The sequence below is a fragment of the Pseudoalteromonas sp. JC28 genome, from assembly GCF_013319255.1.
Classification (GTDB): Bacteria; Pseudomonadota; Gammaproteobacteria; order Enterobacterales; family Alteromonadaceae; genus Pseudoalteromonas.
On sequence record NZ_QOKX01000001.1, the window covers coordinates 1,171,723 to 1,186,054 of the forward strand.

Sequence of the window (14,332 nt, forward strand, 5' to 3'; positions counted from 1 at the left end):
TATTGTATATCGCGACTATGTTTATATATAAATTCACGCGTAAATAATAACTTATGTCCTCAAAAGCATTACTAAGTTGGATCGCACTTTTCGCCTTGATGGCTGCCCTAGGAAGCGCAACGCTTATCTACTACTCAACAACTACTCACAGCACTCTCGCGACCGACGTTAATACCGCTTACCACAACCACCTATCACTAGAGATGTATAGCAAAGATAAAAACGTCCAATGGCTAGGTGAAATCAAATCTGCACCAAGTCATCCATTACCACTTCCGTTACAACAAATCTATGAAACCCAAGCAAGACTAAAGTCTCAATTTTTAGCAGATACGGTTGAGCAGGCCGATTTGCCTCAAAGTTATCAAAATGCCATCTCACAATTGCCTCTCATTGCAAACGCTGAACTTGAAACAAGCACAAATCAACAACTCCTAATACTGTTGATTACCGGCCTTGCCTTCGCGGTATTAACACTATTTTTAAGCTTTTATGTTTGGTTTATGCGCACCAAACATTTCTCCCCGCTATATCGCATCGTCAATACGCTACGTGCACAAGCGTTAAATGGCGCCCCTCTTTCTGTGGTGCCTACAAACAGTGACGTCGATGTAAAACGGCTCACGCAAGCGATCCATGTTGCCACCACCTCTCAAAGCCAAAAGTTGGCGTCAGCCGCAATTATCGAAAACTATAATCGCGAACTAAAATCCATCACCGGCTCCGAGCCTATCGTGCGCCATGCACTAGAGTTTATTGCCAATGAGTTCAATGCACCGAGTGTTTGCCTCTATGCCAATTTAGAAGACGACGCCTTGTCGTTAGTGAAAAGCCATGGGGTGACACCAAGCCATTCAATTATTGCGTCCACTCTAGCGCATTGCGCAGCAAATAATGAACCACAAGTACAACAAGAACCGTTGTGGCTCAAAGAACAAGAAGTTGAAGTGAAGTTACAAGGCCGTTATTGCTTTCCACTAGCCATCGGTAATCATGTTGTCTATGTGCTGCTAGTAGGTAGTGCTCAGGTGTTGATAGACAGCCAATTTGAAGCGCTCGAGTATTTGTGTAAGGACTTAAGCCTCGCGCTTGCCATCAATGAAAATATCGAAAAGCAGCAAAAGGCAGAATCGGCCTTAAGCGAACAACTCGAACTTACTCACCATATTATCAATGCTATCCCAAACCCCACGTATTATCGTTCGACTGACGGTGTATTTATGGGCGTAAACAAGTCCTTTTTAACACTGTTAGATCAATTTGAAGTAGATGTGATTGGCGCCAAGTTAGACGAGGTTTTTGATCTAGGAATAGCCAGTCTATTTGAATCCAAAGCCCACGAAATTACCACCACAACCCAGGAGCAAACCTATGAAGTATTATTGCTCGATGGCCAAGAACAGCCGCGGGAACTGATTGTATACGAAGCGCCATTTTTTAATGAAAATGGCGATGTAGCTGGTATTGTTGGCATGTACCTTGACGTTTCGGAGAGGAACCAACTACAACGTGAACTCATAGAAGCAAAAAACTTGGCCCAAAACTCGGCAAAAGCGAAAAGCGAATTCCTCGCCAACATGAGCCATGAAATTAGAACCCCAATGAACGCGATTATTGGTATGTCTCATCTCGCGCTCGCGACAGAATTGAATGCAAAACAGCACGACTACGTATCAAAAATAGATACAGCCGCAAAGCAATTACTGAGATTGATCAACGATATACTCGATTTTTCAAAAATCGAAGCTGGCAAAATCGAGTTAGAATATCAGGCCTTTTCAACAGAAAAACTACTCGACAATGTCGCCACCATCGTCAGTGTAAAAGCCCAAGAAAAACAACTAGAGTTAGTCTTTGATATCGACTCACAAGTGCCCTACTGCGTGATTGGCGATCAATTTAGAATAAGCCAAGTACTCATCAATTTAGCGGGTAACGCAGTTAAATTCACAGAAACCGGTGAGGTTGTTATTCGTGTCGCCCTTGTCAATGTCGAAAAAGGGTTAGCAAAAATTAAGTTTAGCGTAAAAGACTCTGGTATTGGCATGAATAAACGCCAGCAAAAAAACCTATTTCAATCTTTCTCGCAAGCAGACAATTCGATCACCCGAAAATATGGCGGTACAGGGCTTGGCCTCACGATTTCGCAACAATTGGTCAAGCTTATGGGGGGAGAAATATATGTTGAGAGCGAGGAAAACGTCGGTTCGGAATTTTATTTCACATTAGAAATGGAAGTCAGTGACGAGCTGAGTCAGGCGAAAATGGCCTCTACCCACTTATCAGAACTATCAGCAACAATTATTGACGATAACCAACACGCATTGGACGTGTTAAGCGGTATGCTAACAAACTTTGGTATGCAGGTTTGTTCTTATTTAGACCCTCATAAAGCGTTAAATCAATTCGTCCTGACACAAGAGTTACCCGATCTTATTTTTGTCGATTGGCATATGCCAAAATTAGATGGCATTGAGCTGATCACTAAGCTGCAATCGCAGGTCGATGTGTCGCAAAGTAAGTTTATTTTAGTCACCGCTTATGGTCGAGAATTAAACCTCAACGATAGCCAAGCCAGTTTAATTGATGGTGTACTTTTAAAGCCGATTAATCCGTCAAACCTTGTGGACGTTATTCAAAATGCCGTGTTTGACTCACCGGAAGTAAGAACCACTATCACCAAAAAAGAACAAACGATTAGTAAACAAGCACTAAATGGCATATCAATTTTGGTCTCGGAGGATCAGCCAGTCAATCAGGAGATAGCAGCGGAGATCTTATCTAGCTTCGGAGCGCAAGTAGCGGTCGCAGACAATGGACAAGAAGCCATTGATCAAGTTCATAGCAAACACATAGATATTGTTTTAATGGATATGCAAATGCCAGTGATGGACGGCATTACCGCGACGCAAAACCTTCGCATAGAGTTCGATAAAAATACACTTCCTATTCTAGCGATGACCGCCAATGCCATGGAAGAAGACATACAGACTTGCATCGATGCTGGTATGAATGACCACGTAACCAAACCCATCGACGTTGAACAACTCGTTAAAAGTATTTTGAAATACGTATGCCCCGAAGCCGATGGCCTTTTAACAACACCAGAAGTTAACCCACCAAAAGTCGTTGCAGAGATAGAGGAAATTGATGAGATCATTGAGTTTGAAGGTATTGATATTGCCGAGGGTATTGCTCGAGCAGCTGGCAACCAAAAGGTTTACTTCGATATCTTAGAAAAGTTCCTGTCCCAGCAGATTGAAGAGCTGATCAATTTAAAACAGGCTTTAGCCATTGAAAATTTTGAACTGGCACATAGCATGTTACATGCATTAAAAGGTGCTAGTGCTAACCTTTCGATTGTTAGGCTGACCGAGGAATTTAAGCACATTGAGGCTTCTCTCAATGTCCGCCCACCTAATGCAAGCGAAATTGACGAGCTGATTAAATACGTTAAATATGCACTGGAACAATGCCAAAAGCGTCGTAAAAAAGAAGCGTCTCATCAGGTAAAAAGTGTAACGAAAAACAACGAAGAAAAAGGTGGCAATAGTCAATTAGAGGAACTCATCCAGCTCGCATGTGCATTAAGAGATTATGATACTCAAGCCACAGAGCTAGTAGACTCAATTTCAGTAAGTAGCTATTTGACTGAACCAGAACTACAGAAATTAAAAACCGCCATCGCCCGCTTTGAGTTCAATGAAGCCTTTATGATGCTAACATCCATAAAGCATGTAGAAGAAGCACCTGAGCTCAATGCAGGAAAAGGCGCACTGCATTAGTGCCATTACTATATATTTTATCCGAGGGCGCAATGAAGATTTTTACCTAACAGAAAGGCCACAGATGTGGCCTTTCTGTTAGGTGCTCTAAATACGGTTTTACAGTCCTAACTGATCCATAAAGTCGTCATCTACAACATCTTCTTCCTGAGGCTTCGCTGGCTTTTTCTTCTCAGCCTGACTTGCAATAATGTCATCTGGGTCTACCGACTCTGCAATATCAAAGTCATGTAGCTTAATGAATTCAGTTTTATCCATTGCCAATTCAAGATAGAAAATATTCTGGCCTTGAGTGGTAAAGGTAACGCGTCTCGCCTGCGGGCGATCCATCGTTGTGTCTACCGAGATCTGCACCTGTTTGTTGATAGCCATCATCTTAGGCTGGTTTTGCGTGATAGAGGTATGTAGCTGCTCACGTACTTTGTTGGTGAAATCACCAACAATCTGATTCATCAACTCACCCAATACATTGGCAACGTCATCAGATAAATGACTATGCGCAATTTCTTCTTCAGGCATGCCCATGTTACGCATGTAGTCGGTATACACCTCCATCGCGGCTTGCGCGGTAAAATTAGTTACGACTAAACCGGTAAAGCCGCCATCAAACAATACGAAACAGCCGATGTCAGGCCTCATACAGGTACGAGTTATCTTTTGTACCATCGCGGAATAATTAATTTGGTTGCCGCTTGCCGACGACAGAACTTCTGTTACTGAGTGGCATAGCGTTGAGAGGATGTCTTCTGTGCTAATCACTTTGCTTTTCGCCATTTTTGGTCTCATAGTTACTTCTTATTATTAATAGTAGCCAAGCTACTGAATTTATCACTGACTATCCAGCATAAAATGCTAAAATAGCGAGATTATTTTCAAAGAGAGATTAAATGTGACGGGCAAAGACAGTATTTATGCCACTGAACAAGCAGTGAAAGATTTCACTTTCGACGCCAATGTCGTCGAAGTGTTTCCAGATATGATCCAGCGCTCAGTGCCGGGCTACGCGACAATAGTAAGCACAATGGGCAAACTTGCGGGTACTTACGCGCAAAGTAACTCAAACTTATATGACTTAGGCTGCTCTTTAGGCGCAGTCACGCTAAGCATGCGTAGAAATATAGATAAAGAAAACTGTCATATCATTGCCGTGGACAATTCACAGCCTATGGTAGAGCGCTGCCAACTGCATCTAAAAGGCTTTAAATCCGACGTCCCAGTCTCGGTCACGTTAGGTGATATCAATGAAATAGAGATTAGCAATGCATCTGTCGTTGCGATGAACTTCACCCTACAGTTTATTCCACCAGAAAACCGCAAAGCGGTTCTAGAAAAAATATATCAGGGTTTGAAACCTGGTGGTGTACTGCTATTAAGTGAAAAAATCCGCGGTGAAAACGATACTAAAGACAACTTACTTATCGACCTTCACCACGACTTTAAACGCCACAATGGCTACTCAGAATTAGAGATCAGCCAAAAACGCAACGCGATTGAAAACGTGATGCGCACGGACTTGTTAAGTACCCATATGACAAGATTAGAAGCTATTGGCTTTAATCAAACTCAAGTGTGGTATCAGTGCTTTAACTTCTGCTCAATGGTAGCAATAAAATAGAGGCAATTATGAATCATTGGTTTACCGACTTTTATGCAACCATTGCGAAAACCCCTTTGAGCCATTGGCTAGAAACGTTGCCTGCGCAGCTTAGCCATTGGCAAAAAGAAGCCCAACATGGCGACTGGCCGAAATGGGAAAAAGTCATTAAAAATCTACCAGAGATCTCAACCACCCATGTTGATATAAAAACCAAGGTTGAGATAGGTACTGGCGAAGACGTCAATGAAGGTCATCAAAAGCAGTTAACGCATTTACTAAAACGCATGATGCCATGGCGTAAGGGACCATTTCATTTACATGGCGTCCATATTGATACTGAGTGGCGCAGCGACTGGAAATGGGACCGACTGCTCCCCCATATCAGCGACCTTCACGGCCGTAATGTATTGGATATCGGTTGTGGCTCAGGTTATCACTTGTGGCGTATGCGCGGTGAAGGCGCAGAGCTTGTTGTTGGCATTGATCCCTCCGATCTATTTTTATGCCAATTCCAAACTATTAAACACTTTAACCCCGATCCGAACGTGCATTTACTACCCCTAGGTGTAGAGCAACTTCCTGAGCTAAAAGCATTTGATACTGTGTTTTCAATGGGCGTGCTATATCACCGTCGTTCACCAATCGACTTTTTAGCACAGCTAAAGTCTCAGCTAAGAAAAGGTGGCGAATTAGTGCTAGAAACACTCGTGATTGAGGGCGATGTAAACACAGTATTGGTGCCGACCGATCGCTACGCCAAGATGCGCAATGTCTGGTTTATTCCAAGCTGCGACGCATTAACATTATGGCTTGAGCGCGTGGGATTCAAAGATATCAAGGTAGTAAACAAAGATGTCACGTCGTTAGACGAACAGCGCCAAACTCCTTGGATGGAAACAGAGTCGCTTGCTGATTTCTTAGATCCAAAAGACACCAGCAAGACCATTGAAGGCTACCCCGCTCCACTCCGTGCAATTTTTATCGCGAAAGCGTAAAACCGGTAAGGGGCACCAGCCCCTTACTCATAAGACCCATCAAATTAAAATCATAAACCTATGATTTAGTTGTATTATTTTACAAATCTAAGGTTGACCCAAACATTCTTCGTTCATTACAATCACGCCACTATGCAGTTGCACTGCATAGCTTGAATTAGACTATACAATAAGGAATTGTTAATGAAAAAGATGTCTCTTACCGCCCTCTTCATTTCTTCACTCGCGCTTAGTGGTCAAGCAATTGCTGACGATTTTATGATCACGAAAGAAAAACAACCTAGTCGGATGCTAGTATTAAGCTCAGCAGGCGGTCTTTCGACTACAGAGTTTTCTGTATTAAACATCGATTTAAGTGATATCCCATATGGAAGCAAAACGGGTACTATCACTGGAGTTAGCTATACTTCAGCGGGTTACGCCGATCCTGGCAATGAAACGGTGGAGCTTTGTTTCAGTCGTGCATACAGCACGGCACCTTTCAAGTGCATTGAAATTAATCCTAACGATTCAGGGAATACAGCTACGTTTAATGGTGAGGCATTTAAAGCGGGTATTTCAGCCTCTATCGTTCATAGAGTAGAAGCCACAGGCAACTTCCATTATGCAGAACCAAGTCAAAAAGAAAGTATTACTTTCCACTACAGCACTTATTAAAACGATTTAGCTAGTTTAGAAATAATGTAGGAGTCCCATAGGACTCCTACACGTTAACCAAGCGAACGCTTAGTTATTAACCCAATAGTTCACCTAACTGCTTGCTTACCGCATCAACAGCTTGTGTACCATCTAGTTTGTGATATTGCGTGTTACCAGCATCCGCTTCCGCACTGTAGTAGTCTACCAGTGGTTTTGTTTGCTCATGGTAAATCGCCAGACGTTTACGTACTGTCTCTTCAGTGTCGTCATCACGAATGATTAGGTCTTCACCCGTTACGTCATCTTTGCCTTCTACTTTAGGCGGGTTGTAAACGATGTGGTAAACACGACCAGAACCTGGGTGTACACGACGACCGCTCATACGCTCAACGATGATCTCATCTGCCACGTCAAATTCGATAACATGGTCAACTTTGATGCCATTTTCTTTCATTGCATCTGCTTGTGGAATTGTGCGTGGGAAGCCATCAAGCAAGAAGCCATTTGCACAATCTTCTTTTGCGATGCGCTCTTTTACCAAGCCGATAATGATTTCATCAGATACTAGTTGACCTGCATCCATGACTTTTTTCGCTTCAAGACCCAACGGAGTCCCTTCTTTGATAGCAGCACGTAACATGTCGCCTGTCGAGATCTGAGGGATCCCATATTTGTCCATTAGAAATTGAGCTTGAGTACCTTTACCTGCACCCGGCGCGCCTAGCAAGATGATGCGCATAATTGAATCCTCGTTTGGAGTTATTGGTGTTTGTGTGGTGAATTTTTCCATATACGGTGCCGATCCTCAAGGAACTTATACTAATTGATAAGGAAGAATGGCAATTTTTCCGTCAAAAACAAAAAAGCTCCGCGATCTGCAGAGCTTTTGGTCAGAAATTAATCCTGATTATAAAAATGCACCTAGTGCTTTAACTTGGTCTAGCATCCGGCAAGAGAAGCCCCATTCGTTATCATACCAAGCCATCACTTTTACCAGCTTTCCATCTACTTTGGTTTGTGTAGAGTCAAACACTGAAGAAGCTGGGTTGTGGTTGAAATCGATAGAAACCAAAGGTAATTCATTGTACTCAAGGATTGCACTCATCGCGCCCTCAGCAGCCGCTTTGATTGCCGCATTCACTTCTTCTTTTGAAGTGTCACGCTTAGCAACAAACGTTAAATCAACCAGTGATACGTTGATGGTTGGCACACGAACCGCCATACCATCTAGTTTGCCAGCAAGTTCAGGAAGCACTAAGCCAACCGCCTTTGCCGCACCCGTCTTCGTCGGGATCATCGACTGAGTAGCACTACGCGCACGATATAAATCCGGGTGGTAAACGTCTGATAGATTCTGATCGTTGGTGTAGGCATGAATGGTTGTCATGCTACCTTGCTCAATACCAATAGTATCATTCAATACTTTTGCAATAGGCGCAAGACAGTTTGTGGTACAAGATGCGTTAGAGATAATGGTTGATTCAGCATTTAGCACTTCGCTGTTAACGCCATGAACAACCGTTGCATCCATATCTGTGCCCGGCGCAGATACAATCACTTTTTTCGCACCGGCTTCAATGTGTTTAGCCGCAGCTTCGCGAGAAGTGAACAACCCAGTACATTCAAGTACGATATCAACGTTTAGCGCTTTCCAAGGAAGATTTGCAGGGTCACGCTCTTGCGTTAGCGTGATTTCGTCACCACCGATAACGAGTGTGTTGTCGTTAAGAACAACCTGCTCTTGAAAGCGACCATGTACAGAGTCAAATTGAGTCAAATGCGCGTTTACGTTTGCAGGTGCGAGATCGTTGATGGCAACGACTTTGATGTCTTTATTCTGACCTGACTCGTACAGTGCACGAAGTACGTTACGACCGATACGTCCATAGCCATTAATTGCGATATTAATCATGATAACTGTCCCCTAATCTATTTTACTTCACTTGCTTGTTTCGCAAGCGCTTCAATGGCTTGCCAGTCTTTGTTTGCGATAAGTGCTTTATCAAGCATCCAAGTACCGCCCACACATACCACATTGTCGAGTGCAAGATACTTAGGTGCAGTTGCCAACGAAATACCACCCGTTGGACAGAATTTTACTTGTGGAATTGGTCCGCCAATGGATTTAAGCATTGGTGCACCACCTGCAGCTTCCGCTGGGAAAAACTTTAAGAATTCAAAACCGTGACTTGCAAGCTTCATCACTTCGCTTGGCGTTGCAGCACCTGGAAGAAATGGAATACTTGACGACTTTGCCAGTTCCAATAATTCGTCATTGACACCAGGACTTACCATGAAGTCAGCGCCGGCTTCTACAGAGGCATTAAAGGTTGCCTTATCCACTACCGTACCAGTACCAACATAGGCGTCTGGTAAAGCCGCTTTAATGTCTTTTACCGCTTGCGCTGCCACCGGTGTACGAAGTGTCACTTCAAGTGCTTTTAAGCCACCATTAAACAATGCCGTAGCAAGCGGCACCGCGTCTTCTAGGTTATCAATAACGATAACCGGAACCACTGGTGCTGCTGACAATATCTCTTTAATACTCATGCTCACCCTCATTCCCACTGTTATTATTCTTCGATGCCAAATGAGCATGCACCTTGATCTGCACTGCTCACTACGTGTCTAAATCCTGAGAATAGCTCTCGACCCGTACCAAATGTTTGCGATTGCGGTGAGAGCTGTAATTCGCGCTGTGCCATTTCTTCATCAGAAACATGTAGCACTAATTCGCCTTTTGGTGCATTTAAGGTGATCAAATCACCTTCGTGTACTTTTGCAATTGCACCACCTTCAACCGCTTCCGGCGCAAGGTGGATCGCCGCAGGTACTTTACCCGAAGCACCAGACATACGACCATCTGTCACAATCGCCACTTTAAAACCTTGGTCTTGTAATGTAGCCATGACAGGTGTCAGTTTATGTAACTCAGGCATACCTTTCGCTTTAGGGCCTTGCTCTTTAATCACGGCAATAAAGTCTTGGTTAAGCTTGCCAGCAGTAAAGGCTTCTTGTAATTCGCTTTGAGAGCTGAATACTTTCGCCGGTGCAGTCACCGTTTGATGCTGCTCTTGTACCGCAGACACTTTAATCACCGCTTTACCCAAATTACCATTAAGTAGTTGCAAGCCGCCTTGCTTGTTAAATGGATTTGCTACTGGGCGAAGTACTTCTTCATCCAGTGAGTTCTCGGGTACTGGTACCCACTTCACTTTGGCAGGACCTTGGTTATCGCTGATGATCACATTGCTGTTGATATCCAGTAGTGGTTCCATCGTGTAAGCATCAAGTCCTTCACCCACAATTGTTTTTACGTCATTGTGTAAGAAGCCGCCTTCTCTTAATTCACGCATTAAGAAGCCCATGCCGCCAGCCGCTTGGAAGTGGTTTACATCGGCATGACCATTTGGATAAATACGCGTTAATAACGGCACTACTTCAGACAAATCCGCCATGTCTTTCCAAGTGATTTGAACACCCGCCGCTTTTGCCATTGCGACTAAGTGAATGGCATGATTGGTAGAACCACCAGTAGACAACAAACCGACCAAGCCATTGATCACCGTTTTTTCACTCACGATATCCGCAAGTGCATTGCCGCTTTTACCGTCAAGTAGCTGAGTTAGCATGGTCTCAACCGCACTCGCCGTTAAGCCATCTCTTAATTCTGTGTATGGATTGATAAACGAGCTACCAGGTAAATGAAGACCCATGATCTCCATTAGCATCTGGTTCGAGTTTGCCGTACCGTAGAAAGTACAAGTACCTGCACTGTGATATGAAGCACTCTCAGCTTCCAGTAACTCTTCGCGGCTGACTAAGCCCTGTGCAAACTTTTGACGAATGCGCGCCTTTTCTTTGTTCGGGATCCCAGATTGCATCGGTCCTGCTGGTAAAAAGAAAATGGGTAAATGACCAAAAGACAAAGCACCGATTAATAGTCCTGGGACGATTTTGTCACATACACCAAGACAGAAAACCCCATCGAAGACATCGTGTGATAATGCCACCGCTGTTGACATGGCAATTACGTCACGAGAGAACAAAGACAGTTCCATGCCATCGCGACCTTGGGTAACCCCATCACACATAGCAGGTACACCACCCGCTACTTGTGCAGTCGCGTCAAACTTGTTTGCCACTGCTTTAATTAAATCTGGATATTCTTTATAAGGTTCGTGCGCAGACAACATGTCATTGTACGAATTGATAATTGCTAGGTTCGGTTGCTCGTCTTCTTTTAGACGAGTCTTATCACTGCTTGAGCAAGCAGCCATTACGTGTGCTAGGTTTCCACAGCCCAGTCCTGCTCGTACGCGCGTTTGTTTTTTTGCTTGTTGGATTCGAGCTAAATAGGCTTGACGTGTTGCTTTGCTTCGCTCAATGACGCGTTCGGTGACTTCCTGAATTCGTGGATGCAACATATTACTGACTCTCTAGTGTTAGAGGAAAAAGGCTCTGCACGATTACCAGCATTCGTGGTAATCCTTGTACAGAGCTGCTTTGATTTACCCGTTCAAAGGTACGCTATCAGGTTGTCTCTCACCCCAACCTGACACCGGTGTCACTATATTTACGCACAAAGCTGACACCGGTGTCAACCCTTCTTATAAATTTAGTCTAACTTTTTAAAATGACCAAATTATAACCACTTAAAACTTTGCCGATATCTGTAGTCTTAAAATCATTACCTAACTGATTTTATTAGTAATTATTATGACAAAAAGAATAATATTAATGATTGAGCGAAATCATTATTTGATAGCGAAGTTATCAATGAGCCTTAACTTGGCAACATGAGCTTTAATCTATGGGTCAGCGAGCCTGATTATCGCGACATAAATCTGCGCATTTATCTAGTCCTAGCTTTACGTAGAATAATTTACAAAGGAACTGCAATATTCCCTAGTAGCTGCGAAAATAAAAAGCCCAACGGCTAAGCGTTGGGCTTTGGGGCAAGTATAAAAATTGAAAAAGTTATGAATTCGAGCGCGCTTTCGTCGACTCTCGAGTGATAAGTTTAGCTTCTAAAACTTGCTGAAACGGTGCTTCTTGCGGCTGAGATATATGCTTAATCAGCTCTTCTACCGCTATCCGAGTCATTTCTTCCACAGGCTGTGCTATTGTCGTCAGACCCGGCCAAATATGCCTTGCGATAGGTGCGTTATCAAACCCAGCAATAGATAACTGCTCGGGCACTTTGATCTCTCGCTGTGTAGCAAGTTTTAACACAGCCGCAGCCATGTAGTCGTTTGATGCAAATACAGCCGTTGGCCTTGGCTCTAGGTCCAATATGGCTTTTGCACTGTCTGCACCTGAGTGATAACTAAAGTTACCTTCTGCAACTAACCGCTCTCGATATTCAATACCATGCTTTGCCAGTGCTTTTTGGTAACCAGAAAAACGATTTTCTGTGGCACTGTGATCAGGGTGACCTTTAATAAAGGCAATTTCGGTATGACCTAAATTAATCAAGTGCTCAGTTAACTCAAAAGCGCCCTGCTCGTCATTACTGCGAATTGAAATCGAATCATCGCCTTCAATGGCTGAAGCAACGCGTGCATAAGGAATATTGCGCTGCTTTAAAAAAGCAATAAGCTCGTTGGAGTCTGAAAACGGCGGAGTAAGCACAATACCGTCAAGTCTCGATGTGGTAAGCAGCTGATCAACATTGTCGATAAGGTCTTGGCCGCGCAGTTCACAAGGATGTATCAATAAATTGTAACTATGTTTCTGACACGCCTCCAGCGCACCACTTTGCACTCGCGTGATATAGCTTTTTGATGGGTTGTCGTATAAACAACCGATGATAAAGCTACGATTTTGTGCCAAACCGCGTGCAATAGGATTAGGCTTATAATTCAGCTCTTCAAAGACCTTCAGGACTTTTTCCCGCGTTGCTGGACTAACATTTGGCTCGTTATTTAATACCCGAGATACTGTCTTTTTAGACACTCCGGCATATTCGGCAACGCTATTAATAGTTACTTTTTTCATCGATTTACCCTTAAGCCCGGCGTCGCTCATGAATACATGCTGCTGCGCCAATCAGTGGGATATTATCTTGTACCACCAAAGTAACTGGAATTTGGCTCGTGTACTGTGACATCATGCCTTTTTCGGTAAAGCGTTCAACAAAGCTACTTGCTTGTAATCGCGCTTTCATCCGCGGCAAGATCCCACCACCTATATAAACACCACCTAAGGCACCAAAAGTCAGTGCTAAATCGCCTGCTACGCTCCCCATCCAGTCACAGAAGTGACTCAATGTTGCGTCACAAACCTTGCACTCTTTCGCGAGCGCACTGATCTGCGCCGCATTAAGATCTTTAGCTTGCTCACCACGCACTTCTGCCATGGCTTTGTAGAGTCTCGCAATACCTGGGCCTGAAAACACCGTCTCGACTGAAACATGTTGAATACTCGCGCGCAGTACCGTTAACAGCTCTTTATCTAAGGCAGTAACCGGTGCAAGTGAGATATGTCCCGCTTCACAGCTCATCACCGCGCTGCCATTAATATCTCTAGCAAGACAAGCCGCACCAAATCCAGTGCCAGGACCCATTACACCGATATTTGCACCTAGCTCAGGCTGGCCTTGCTTAATCACTAGGTTTTTCTCTAGTGCTAAGTAGGGCGCCGCATAGGCAAAAGCGGCAAAGTCGTTGATCACGGCAAGTTCGGTAAAATCGAACTGGGCTTTGATGTCTTCGGAATTAAAATGCCAACCTAAATTAGTTAAATGAACTTGCTGAGATTTGATAGGACCGGCAACCGCGAGACAGGCTCGGCTTGGCTGCGCTACAGGTAGCTCAGTTAAATATTTTTGGATAGCGGATTCAAAAGACTGGAATTCAGCACTAGGAAAAGTGGCTTGATGCGTAATTACAAAATGGTTAGTTCGTGTATCAAAATCTGACACGATTGCAAATCTGGCGTTTGTTCCCCCGATGTCGGCAACGACAATCGGCTCAAACGGCACGGATGAATGGCTTGTTGTCTGGCTCATATTATTATCTCTTTATCACTGCGATTATGCTTGGGCTAACATCAGGGCTGCCAGCACACGTCCTGCAATTTATTGTCTCAACTCGCCAAAATTTGCACGCCTTGGCTTTTGCTCTTACCTGTTATTCTGTTAATTTGGTAAAAAAATGCTGCCCTTGGCATAGGGCAGCCAAATACGTTTTGACAACAAAATGATAAAACATCGACATTATGACACCGGTGTCAGACTGTATCAATAAAAATTTGCAAATTCGGTGAAATTGGTTGAAAAAAAAATTGAATGGCTGACAATGTCACTGTCTTAA

General features: G+C 43.7%; 11 protein-coding genes. 4 read left to right on the forward strand and 7 right to left on the reverse strand.

Features of this window, described 5'->3' with window-relative positions:
- The first annotated feature begins 53 nt into the window (after positions 1 to 53).
- Entirely contained in the window at positions 54 to 3,785 is a 3,732-nt protein-coding gene (locus tag DS891_RS05095) for a response regulator (protein WP_174169047.1), read from the forward strand.
- 99 nt (positions 3,786 to 3,884) lie between these two features.
- Here the strand turns inward: DS891_RS05095 and DS891_RS05100 are convergent, their stop codons facing one another.
- Positions 3,885 to 4,559, reverse strand: a complete 675-nt coding sequence (locus DS891_RS05100) for a DUF3334 family protein (RefSeq protein WP_010378035.1) — start codon at positions 4,557 to 4,559, stop codon at positions 3,885 to 3,887.
- A gap of 115 nt (positions 4,560 to 4,674) precedes the next feature.
- Here DS891_RS05100 and cmoA point away from each other — a divergent pair, with 115 nt between their 5' ends.
- The 3 genes from cmoA to DS891_RS05115 all read left to right on the forward strand — a co-directional run bounded on the left by cmoA (position 4,675) and on the right by DS891_RS05115 (position 7,034).
- Entirely contained in the window at positions 4,675 to 5,400 is a 726-nt protein-coding gene (gene cmoA / locus DS891_RS05105) for a carboxy-S-adenosyl-L-methionine synthase CmoA (protein ID WP_102056606.1), read from the forward strand.
- Positions 5,401 to 5,408: 8 nt separating this feature from the next.
- Positions 5,409 to 6,377 (forward strand): tRNA 5-methoxyuridine(34)/uridine 5-oxyacetic acid(34) synthase CmoB, encoded by a 969-nt coding sequence (cmoB, locus tag DS891_RS05110; protein WP_174169048.1) that lies wholly within the window; start codon positions 5,409 to 5,411, stop codon positions 6,375 to 6,377.
- A gap of 183 nt (positions 6,378 to 6,560) precedes the next feature.
- Positions 6,561 to 7,034 (forward strand): hypothetical protein, encoded by a 474-nt coding sequence (locus DS891_RS05115; protein WP_174169049.1) that lies wholly within the window; start codon positions 6,561 to 6,563, stop codon positions 7,032 to 7,034.
- A 76-nt stretch (positions 7,035 to 7,110) separates the two neighbouring features.
- Here the strand turns inward: DS891_RS05115 and adk are convergent, their stop codons facing one another.
- The 6 genes from adk to glk form a co-directional block, all read right to left on the reverse strand.
- Complete coding sequence (gene adk / locus DS891_RS05120) at positions 7,111 to 7,755, reverse strand: adenylate kinase (RefSeq protein ID WP_010378026.1); 645 nt, start codon at positions 7,753 to 7,755, stop codon at positions 7,111 to 7,113.
- A 168-nt stretch (positions 7,756 to 7,923) separates the two neighbouring features.
- Positions 7,924 to 8,928 carry a type I glyceraldehyde-3-phosphate dehydrogenase gene (gene gap, locus DS891_RS05125; RefSeq protein WP_010604051.1) on the reverse strand — a complete coding sequence of 335 codons (1,005 nt, stop codon included), beginning with the start codon at positions 8,926 to 8,928 and terminating at the stop codon, positions 7,924 to 7,926.
- Positions 8,929 to 8,945: 17 nt separating this feature from the next.
- Positions 8,946 to 9,566, reverse strand: coding sequence for a bifunctional 4-hydroxy-2-oxoglutarate aldolase/2-dehydro-3-deoxy-phosphogluconate aldolase (locus DS891_RS05130; RefSeq protein ID WP_010378022.1), 621 nt, complete (start codon positions 9,564 to 9,566; stop codon positions 8,946 to 8,948).
- 23 nt (positions 9,567 to 9,589) lie between these two features.
- Positions 9,590 to 11,443: a phosphogluconate dehydratase gene (gene edd / locus DS891_RS05135; RefSeq protein ID WP_174169050.1), complete on the reverse strand. Its 1,854-nt coding sequence runs from the start codon at positions 11,441 to 11,443 to the stop codon at positions 9,590 to 9,592.
- Positions 11,444 to 11,996: 553 nt separating this feature from the next.
- Positions 11,997 to 13,016 (reverse strand): LacI family DNA-binding transcriptional regulator, encoded by a 1,020-nt coding sequence (locus DS891_RS05140; RefSeq protein WP_010378018.1) that lies wholly within the window; start codon positions 13,014 to 13,016, stop codon positions 11,997 to 11,999.
- Positions 13,017 to 13,026: 10 nt separating this feature from the next.
- On the reverse strand, positions 13,027 to 14,028 hold the full coding sequence (gene glk / locus DS891_RS05145) for a glucokinase (protein ID WP_039495541.1): 1,002 nt from the start codon (positions 14,026 to 14,028) through the stop codon (positions 13,027 to 13,029).
- Between the last annotated feature and the right edge of the window lie 304 nt (positions 14,029 to 14,332).

Coding starts and splice junctions, on each gene's coding strand:
- adk (WP_010378026.1), bottom strand. CDS start 7,755: ATGCGCATCATCTTGCTAGGCGCGCCGGGTGCAGGTAAAGGTACTCAA.
- DS891_RS05115 (WP_174169049.1), top strand. CDS start 6,561: ATGAAAAAGATGTCTCTTACCGCCCTCTTCATTTCTTCACTCGCGCTT.
- cmoB (WP_174169048.1), top strand. CDS start 5,409: ATGAATCATTGGTTTACCGACTTTTATGCAACCATTGCGAAAACCCCT.
- DS891_RS05140 (WP_010378018.1), bottom strand. CDS start 13,016: ATGAAAAAAGTAACTATTAATAGCGTTGCCGAATATGCCGGAGTGTCT.
- DS891_RS05095 (WP_174169047.1), top strand. CDS start 54: ATGTCCTCAAAAGCATTACTAAGTTGGATCGCACTTTTCGCCTTGATG.
- gap (WP_010604051.1), bottom strand. CDS start 8,928: ATGATTAATATCGCAATTAATGGCTATGGACGTATCGGTCGTAACGTA.
- DS891_RS05130 (WP_010378022.1), bottom strand. CDS start 9,566: ATGAGTATTAAAGAGATATTGTCAGCAGCACCAGTGGTTCCGGTTATC.
- DS891_RS05100 (WP_010378035.1), bottom strand. CDS start 4,559: ATGGCGAAAAGCAAAGTGATTAGCACAGAAGACATCCTCTCAACGCTA.
- edd (WP_174169050.1), bottom strand. CDS start 11,443: ATGTTGCATCCACGAATTCAGGAAGTCACCGAACGCGTCATTGAGCGA.
- glk (WP_039495541.1), bottom strand. CDS start 14,028: ATGAGCCAGACAACAAGCCATTCATCCGTGCCGTTTGAGCCGATTGTC.